The organism is Salmonella sp. 741265055_HSA, from assembly GCF_046569525.1.
Taxonomy (GTDB): Bacteria; Pseudomonadota; Gammaproteobacteria; order Enterobacterales; family Enterobacteriaceae; genus Salmonella; species Salmonella enterica.
Map to the genome: position 1 here is coordinate 62,934 of NZ_JBKFSQ010000026.1, position 8,102 is coordinate 71,035.

Here is an 8,102-nt window from a genome sequence, read left to right on the forward strand (position 1 = left end):
AGGATAGTTTATGAAAAAGCGTTTTATGATGTTCACTTTACTGGCGGCGGCGTTTTCAGGCGTGGCCCATGCGGATGATGCGGCTATCCGTCAGTCGCTGGCTAAGCTGGGCGTTCAGAGTACGGAAATTCAGGCCTCGCCAGTGGCTGGGATGAAAACCGTCCTCACTCACAGCGGCGTACTGTACGTTACTGACGACGGCAAACATATTATTCAAGGGCCGATGTATGACGTGAGCGGCGCGCATCCGGTAAACGTGACGAACAAACTGCTGATGAGCCAGCTAAATGCGCTGGAAAAAGAGATGATCGTCTATAAAGCGCCGGATGAGAAACATGTCATTACTGTTTTTACCGATATCACCTGCGGCTATTGTCATAAGCTACATGAAGAGATGAAAGATTATAACGCGCTGGGGATCACGGTACGTTATCTGGCCTTCCCGCGCCAGGGGCTGGAAAGCCAGGCGGAGCAGGATATGAAATCTATCTGGTGCGCCAAAGACAAAAACAAAGCGTTTGATGACGCCATGGCAGGTAAGGGCGTGAAACCGGCAAGCTGTGACGTGAACATTGCTGATCATTATGCGTTGGGCGTGCAGTTGGGCGTTAGCGGTACGCCAGCCATTGTATTGAGTAACGGCTATGTGGTGCCTGGCTATCAGGGACCGAAAGAGATGAAAGCGTTTCTTGATGAGCATCAAAAACAGACCAGTGGTAAATAATACGCGTGAAACAACAGAGACAACTTCGTCGGCGCGAGGCTGATGAGACGGCGGAACTCCCCGCCGATCTTCCTCCATTACTACGACGTTTATATGCCAGCCGGGGCGTTCGTAGCGCCCGCGAACTGGAGCGCAGCGTGAAAGGAATGCTGCCCTGGCAACAGCTTAGCGGCATAGATAACGCGGTGGAGATCCTCTACAACGCCTTTCGCGAAGGTATCCGCATTATTGTTGTTGGCGATTTTGACGCCGACGGCGCGACCAGTACTGCGCTAAGCGTATTGGGAATGCGTGCATTGGGATGTGACAACATCAGTTATCTGGTGCCTAATCGCTTTGAAGACGGCTACGGTTTAAGCCCGGAAGTGGTCGATCAGGCGAAGGCGCGCGGCGCGCAGCTTATTGTCACCGTAGACAACGGCATCTCATCCCACGCCGGCGTAGCGCATGCAAAGACGTTGGGGATTCCGGTGATCGTGACCGATCACCACCTGCCTGGCGACACGTTGCCGGAGGCCGAAGCGATTATTAATCCCAATCTGCGCGACTGCGAATTCCCGTCTAAGTCGCTGGCGGGCGTCGGCGTGGCGTTTTATCTGATGCTGGCGTTGCGAACATTTTTGCGCGACAAAGGATGGTTCGACGAGCGCAACATCGCGCCGCCGAATCTGGCGGAGCTGCTGGATTTAGTGGCGTTGGGAACGGTAGCAGACGTTGTGCCGCTGGACGCTAACAACCGTATTCTGACCTGGCAAGGGCTAAGCCGTATTCGTGCCGGGAAATGCCGCCCGGGAATTAAAGCGTTGCTGGAGATATCGAATCGCGATCCGCAGCAGCTTGCCGCCAGTGATTTAGGCTTCGCGTTGGGGCCTCGCCTGAATGCCGCCGGCAGGCTGGATGATATGTCCGTTGGCGTGGCGTTACTGTTGTGCGACAACCTCGGCGAAGCGCGTGTTCTGGCCAGCGAGCTGGATGCGCTTAACCAGACGCGCAAAGAAATAGAGCAGGGGATGCAGGCGGAAGCGCTTATCCTGTGCGAAAAGCTTGAGCGCAGTAGTGAAACGCTTCCGGGCGGTCTGGCGATGTATCATCCTGAATGGCATCAGGGCGTGGTCGGAATTCTGGCGTCGCGCATTAAAGAGCGTTTTCACCGCCCGGTGATCGCCTTTGCACCTGCGGGCGACGGCACGCTAAAAGGCTCAGGCCGTTCGATTCAGGGGTTGCATATGCGCGATGCGCTGGAAAGGCTGGATACCCTTTACCCTGATCTGATGATCAAGTTCGGCGGTCATGCGATGGCGGCGGGATTGTCGCTGGAAGAGCATAAATTCGAGCAGTTTCAGCAACGTTTTGGCGAGCTGGTGACGGAATGGCTCGATCCTGCCCTGTTGCAAGGCGAGGTGATCTCCGATGGTCCATTAAGTGCGGCGGAGATGTCTATGGAAGTGGCGCAACTGTTGCGAGATGCCGGACCGTGGGGGCAAATGTTCCCGGAACCGTTATTCGATGGTCGTTTCCGTCTGCTACAGCAGCGTCTGGTGGGCGAGCGTCACCTCAAGGTGATGGTGGAGCCTGTCGGCGGCGGACCGCTGTTGGATGGCATCGCATTTAATATTGATACGACCTGTTGGCCGGATAACGGCGTGCGGGAGGTAGAACTGGCTTATAAACTGGACATTAACGAGTTTCGCGGCAACCGTAGTTTACAGATTATTATCGATGATATTTGGCCGCTATGATCGGGGCGATTTAACAACACTTTCGCTGTAATTAAGGGGCGAAATCCGCTAATATTTCGCCCTTATAACCGCATTTTGCCAAGTCAAATAAAAGAAATCAGACCATGTTTGAAATTAACCCGGTGAATAACCGCATTCAGGACCTCACGGAACGCACCAACGTTCTTAGGGGGTATCTTTGACTACGATGCTAAGAAAGAGCGTCTGGAAGAAGTAAACGCCGAGCTGGAACAGCCGGATGTCTGGAACGAACCTGAGCGCGCGCAGGCGCTGGGAAAAGAGCGTTCATCGCTCGAAGCGATCGTCGATACGCTTGATCAAATGACTCAGGGGCTGGACGACGTTTCCGGGCTGCTGGAACTGGCGGTAGAAGCTGACGACGAAGAGACGTTTAACGAAGCCGTCGCGGAACTGAATACGCTGGAAGAGAAACTGGCGCAGTTGGAATTCCGCCGGATGTTTTCCGGCGAGTACGATAGCGCCGATTGCTATCTCGATATTCAGGCCGGTTCTGGTGGTACTGAAGCGCAGGATTGGGCCAGCATGTTGCTGCGTATGTATCTGCGTTGGGCGGAAGCGCGCGGCTTCAAGACGGAAGTCATTGAAGAGTCGGAAGGGGAAGTTGCCGGCATTAAGTCCGCGACTATCAAAATCTCCGGCGAATATGCCTATGGCTGGCTGCGCACTGAAACCGGCGTACATCGTCTGGTGCGTAAAAGCCCGTTCGACTCCGGCGGTCGCCGTCATACCTCGTTTAGCTCCGCGTTTGTGTACCCGGAAGTGGACGACGATATCGATATCGACATTAACCCGGCGGATCTGCGTATCGACGTCTATCGCGCGTCTGGCGCAGGCGGTCAGCACGTTAACCGTACGGAATCTGCAGTGCGTATCACCCATATTCCCACCGGGATCGTGACGCAGTGCCAGAACGACCGTTCGCAGCACAAAAACAAAGACCAGGCCATGAAGCAGATGAAAGCGAAGCTTTATGAACTGGAGATGCAGAAAAAGAACGCTGAAAAACAGGCGATGGAAGACACTAAGTCCGATATCGGCTGGGGAAGCCAGATTCGTTCCTATGTCCTGGACGATTCCCGCATTAAAGACCTGCGTACTGGGGTGGAAACCCGCAATACACAGGCGGTACTGGACGGTAGTCTGGATCAATTTATCGAAGCAAGTTTGAAAGCAGGGCTATGAGGAATCAACATGTCTGAACAAAACGCACAGGGCGCTGACGAGGTAGTCGATCTTAACAATGAAATGAAGGCACGTCGCGAGAAGCTGGCTGCACTGCGTGAGCAGGGTATCCCGTTCCCGAACGATTTCCGTCGTGACCGTACCTCAGACCAACTGCACGCAGAGTTTGACGCGAAAGAAGCTGAAGAACTGGAAGCGCTGAATATTGAAGTGTCCGTCGCGGGCCGTATGATGACTCGCCGTATTATGGGTAAAGCCTCTTTTGTTACCCTGCAAGACGTAGGCGGCCGCATTCAGCTGTATGTGGCGCGCGATGATCTGCCGGAAGGCGTTTATAACGAGCAGTTCAAGAAGTGGGATCTTGGCGATATCCTCGGCGCGAAAGGTAAGCTGTTCAAAACTAAAACCGGCGAGCTGTCTATCCACTGCACCGAACTGCGCCTGCTGACGAAAGCGCTGCGTCCGTTGCCGGATAAATTCCACGGCCTGCAGGACCAGGAAGCGCGCTATCGCCAGCGTTATCTGGATCTCATCTCTAACGATGAATCCCGTAATACCTTCAAAACCCGTTCGAAGATCCTGGCCGGTATTCGCCAGTTTATGGTTGCTCGCGGCTTTATGGAAGTCGAAACGCCGATGATGCAGGTGATCCCTGGCGGCGCGTCTGCCCGTCCGTTTATCACCCATCACAACGCGCTGGATCTGGACATGTACCTGCGTATCGCGCCGGAACTGTACCTCAAGCGTCTGGTGGTTGGCGGCTTCGAACGCGTATTCGAAATTAACCGTAACTTCCGTAACGAAGGCATCTCCGTGCGCCATAATCCTGAGTTCACCATGATGGAACTCTATATGGCGTATGCGGACTACAAAGACCTGATCGAACTGACGGAGTCTCTGTTCCGTACGCTGGCGCAGGATGTTCTGGGCACCACCCAGGTTCCGTATGGTGATGAAGTGTTTGATTTCGGTAAGCCGTTCGAAAAACTGACCATGCGTGAAGCGATCAAGAAATATCGTCCGGAAACGGATATGGCTGATCTGGACAACTTCGACTCCGCGAAGGCGATTGCTGAAAGCATCGGCATTCACGTCGAGAAGAGCTGGGGTCTGGGCCGTATCGTCACCGAGATCTTTGACGAAGTCGCTGAAGCGCATCTGATTCAGCCGACCTTCATCACCGAATATCCGGCTGAAGTGTCTCCGCTGGCGCGTCGTAATGATGTGAACCCGGAAATCACTGACCGCTTCGAGTTCTTTATCGGCGGTCGTGAAATCGGCAATGGCTTTAGCGAGTTGAACGATGCGGAAGACCAGGCGCAGCGTTTCCTGGATCAGGTTAATGCAAAAGCGGCGGGCGACGACGAAGCCATGTTCTACGACGAAGACTACGTGACGGCGCTGGAACACGGTTTACCGCCGACAGCGGGTCTGGGAATTGGTATCGACCGTATGGTGATGCTGTTTACTAACAGCCACACGATTCGCGACGTTATTCTGTTCCCGGCGATGCGTCCGGTGAAATAAGATGTAAATTGCCGGATGGGGCATTAGCCGCCATCCGGCATCTCTTCGTTCAGGCGTAGCGCCATCAGGCAATCTTTAACGCTGGCAGTAATTGAGCAGTCGTTCACGCGCTTGTTCGTCTGACGCTTGCATGACCATCCACGGGCTAAATGCCCACGGCGTAGCGAGAAGGCTTTTCCATACGCTTTTAAATTCGCTCCACTGATAGTCCATCACCTCTTCGCTGTTAACCTGTAACACACTGGTTGCCCGCGCGGCAAATACCGGACAGACTTCATTTTCCACAATACCGTTTGGATCTGTCGCCCGATAGCTGAAGTGCGGATAGACGGGGGTGAGATCGGTAATTTCCACGCCGAGTTCGAACCGACAACGGCGGATGATCGCCTCTTCGGTGGTTTCGCCTTGTTGCGGATGACCGCAAACCGAATTCGTCCACACGCCTGGCCAGGCTTTCTTGCTCAGCGACCGTCGTGTTACCAGCAACTGGCCATCTTCGTTAAATAGCCAGCAGGAGAAAGCCAGATGCAAAGGCGTATTAAGCGTATGAGCCGCATACTTTTCCAGTGTGCCGGAAGGCTTATCCTGCTCATCCAATAAAACGACATGTTCCTCAGTCATGAAAGCTCCTGAAAATTAAAATGACCCGGCAGCATGGCCAGGCCATATACTCAGACGATCAGCGTAGCGCATAACAGAAAGAAAGGCATTACCAAAACAGGCCCTGACAGAACGCAGACGAGCACCATTGTGCCGTGAGTCGATATTATGCTGGCATATCGGATATTCGCGGCATCATCATCCACGCGGCCCCTTTCCGGCGTCAATGGATTGGGCATACGGCATTTGGCTGCTATCATAAGGCGTCTGTCAATAGAGTGAGGAATGGTTTTGAGCGCAGGACGCCTGAACAAAAATAGCCTGGGTATTGCGGTGCTGTTATGCGCAGGGCTGCTGCTGGCGGGGTGTTCCAGTAATTCCGGCTCAGGAACGTATTCCGGCTCCGTCTATACCGTTAAGCGCGGCGATACGTTGTATCGTATATCGCGCGCTACGGGAACCAGCGTGAAAGAACTGGCCCGACTGAATGGCATTTCTCCGCCTTATACTATTGAGGTGGGGCAGCGAATTAAAGTGCGCGGCAGCGCAAAGAGTAGCAGTTCAACACGCAAAACCAGCAATAAAACAGCAACAAAAACTGCTGCGGTCAGACCGTCATCTTCGGTGCCAAAATCCTCCTGGCCGCCGGTGGGGCAGCGTTGTTGGGTATGGCCTGCTAACGGTAAAGTGATTTTACCTTATTCCACCGCGGAGGGCGGAAATAAGGGGATCGATATTGCGGGCGCGCGCGGAACGCCTGTTTATGCGGCGGGAGCGGGTAAAGTTGTCTATGTCGGGAACCAGCTGCGCGGTTACGGCAATCTCATCATGATTAAGCACAATGAAGATTACATTACGGCTTACGCTCATAATGACACCATGCTGGTTAATAATGGGCAAAGCGTTAAAGCGGGGCAAAAAATCGCTACGATGGGCAGCACGGATGCCGCATCCGTAAGACTGCACTTCCAGATTCGCTACCGGGCGACGGCCATCGATCCGCTGCGTTATCTGCCGCCGCAGGGGAGTAAACCGAAGTGCTGACGGCGAATTAATCGCCAGTCAGCCAGTAAGTCTCTTGCCAACCAGAGCGTAAGGTTTATAATGCCTTACGCATCTTAAAGCGGGCGTAGTTCAATGGTAGAACGAGAGCTTCCCAAGCTCTATACGAGGGTTCGATTCCCTTCGCCCGCTCCAGACAAATATCTTCTAGTATTTACTAACTCCACGAATTTACAGCAATTTTTCCTGTCGGCCCCACAGTACACAGGGTTTCAATACCTATGTCGGACGGCTCTGGCGACTCTGGTAATGACTTTATCATTCAGCCCGCAGCACAACGATGCCCGGTCTGGAATGCATGTATTCCATAAACGGTGTGTCCACCACTTTTCTGTTTGCGGCCAATGAGGAGGCGTTCCTGAACCACACCTGTTCATCATGGCGAACTACGATACCCACATGTGAAACGTCCAGCCCGTCAAGCGGGGAGTAGACACCGATATAATCCCCGTTTTTTAGGTGGTTCATGACCTGCTGGTTGATGGCTCTTCCGGGAATGTAATTTATTTTACGAGGATGGATACCCAGACCAGGAATGTACTCGCCGCCATCAGGTTTATGGTTAAGCTGCTTGTCAACAACGATATAATCAGGGCTGATATACGGCGTTACATCCCGTGCATTACGCGGTGCTGCGGCGAACCAGTCAGAGAAGAAGTGCCGGCGGCTGAGATAAGCAACTTTGCCTGCGGCGTAGCGAGTCCTGGCAAGATTATGCAGAAACGATTTCTGATTATCGCTGCGGGCCAGGGCCTCAACGTAATCAGCCAGGGTAAAGCAGTCCACGCCGTTGAAATTCGCTACAAGGACTTCGGGGATGCCGGGCCCACCGATGAGCGTATCCGCCTGATAAGGTGTTCCGAGAAAAGCAGACGATACGCGGCTGATAACTTCTCCATGGTTTTCGCCTTTATAAGGAATGACATCCGACTGGATAATCCGGCTTACTTTTTCTGCCGTAACGCTGTCCATGCTGGTCTGATATTTTTCTGTGCCAGGGACGGTACAGGCCGTCAGATACGCCGACATAAGCAAAATTGTCCATGCATTTACCTTCATTATCATCTCCGGAAAGGTTCAAATCCTTTTTTACCTTTGCCGGAAATGGTTGTGATGGATACAGAAAAACGCCAGAGGTTGATTACAGGTTGAGTAATATGAACGCTGATGATGATAAATGTGAAGATCATCAGTAAGCGTATAGCGAGAACCGTATTGACGAGTACAGGCTATTTGGAAGGCAGTGT

General features: G+C 53.1%; 7 protein-coding genes and 1 tRNA gene. 6 read left to right on the plus strand and 2 right to left on the minus strand.

Features of this window, described 5'->3' with window-relative positions; all coding sequences use genetic code 11:
• Positions 1–10: 10 nt before the first annotated feature.
• The 4 genes from dsbC to lysS all read left to right on the plus strand — a co-directional run bounded on the left by dsbC (position 11) and on the right by lysS (position 5,193).
• Entirely contained in the window at positions 11–724 is a 714-nt protein-coding gene (gene dsbC / locus ACLD4K_RS15175) for a bifunctional protein-disulfide isomerase/oxidoreductase DsbC (protein WP_000745614.1), read from the plus strand.
• 5 nt (positions 725–729) lie between these two features.
• Complete coding sequence (recJ, locus tag ACLD4K_RS15180; RefSeq protein WP_000813389.1) at positions 730–2,463, plus strand: single-stranded-DNA-specific exonuclease RecJ; 1,734 nt, start codon at positions 730–732, stop codon at positions 2,461–2,463.
• A 104-nt stretch (positions 2,464–2,567) separates the two neighbouring features.
• Positions 2,568–3,666, plus strand: a protein-coding gene (gene prfB, locus ACLD4K_RS15185; RefSeq protein ID WP_010989230.1) for a peptide chain release factor 2 whose coding sequence is annotated in 2 segments (ribosomal slippage) — positions 2,568–2,642 and positions 2,644–3,666 — 1,098 coding nt in all. Because the reading frame shifts where the segments join, the coding sequence is not laid out codon by codon here.
• A 9-nt stretch (positions 3,667–3,675) separates the two neighbouring features.
• On the plus strand, positions 3,676–5,193 hold the full coding sequence (gene lysS, locus ACLD4K_RS15190) for a lysine--tRNA ligase (protein WP_000003339.1): 1,518 nt from the start codon (positions 3,676–3,678) through the stop codon (positions 5,191–5,193).
• 75 nt (positions 5,194–5,268) lie between these two features.
• Here the strand turns inward: lysS and idi are convergent, their stop codons facing one another.
• Complete coding sequence (idi, locus tag ACLD4K_RS15195; protein ID WP_000133994.1) at positions 5,269–5,814, minus strand: isopentenyl-diphosphate Delta-isomerase; 546 nt, start codon at positions 5,812–5,814, stop codon at positions 5,269–5,271.
• Between the two features lie 264 nt (positions 5,815–6,078).
• On the opposite strand from idi, the gene actS reads away from it, so the two are divergent.
• Positions 6,079–6,837, plus strand: coding sequence for an amidase activator ActS (gene actS, locus ACLD4K_RS15200; protein ID WP_000244318.1), 759 nt, complete (start codon positions 6,079–6,081; stop codon positions 6,835–6,837).
• 79 nt (positions 6,838–6,916) lie between these two features.
• Positions 6,917–6,990, plus strand: a tRNA-Gly gene (locus ACLD4K_RS15205).
• Positions 6,991–7,113: 123 nt separating this feature from the next.
• Here the strand turns inward: ACLD4K_RS15205 and ACLD4K_RS15210 are convergent.
• Positions 7,114–7,920: a DUF1460 domain-containing protein gene (locus ACLD4K_RS15210; RefSeq protein WP_411012092.1), complete on the minus strand. Its 807-nt coding sequence runs from the start codon at positions 7,918–7,920 to the stop codon at positions 7,114–7,116.
• Positions 7,921–8,102: the final 182 nt, after the last annotated feature.

Coding starts and splice junctions, on each gene's coding strand:
- dsbC (WP_000745614.1), top strand. CDS start 11: ATGAAAAAGCGTTTTATGATGTTCACTTTACTGGCGGCGGCGTTTTCA.
- lysS (WP_000003339.1), top strand. CDS start 3,676: ATGTCTGAACAAAACGCACAGGGCGCTGACGAGGTAGTCGATCTTAAC.
- idi (WP_000133994.1), bottom strand. CDS start 5,814: ATGACTGAGGAACATGTCGTTTTATTGGATGAGCAGGATAAGCCTTCC.
- actS (WP_000244318.1), top strand. CDS start 6,079: ATGGTTTTGAGCGCAGGACGCCTGAACAAAAATAGCCTGGGTATTGCG.
- ACLD4K_RS15210 (WP_411012092.1), bottom strand. CDS start 7,920: ATGATAATGAAGGTAAATGCATGGACAATTTTGCTTATGTCGGCGTAT.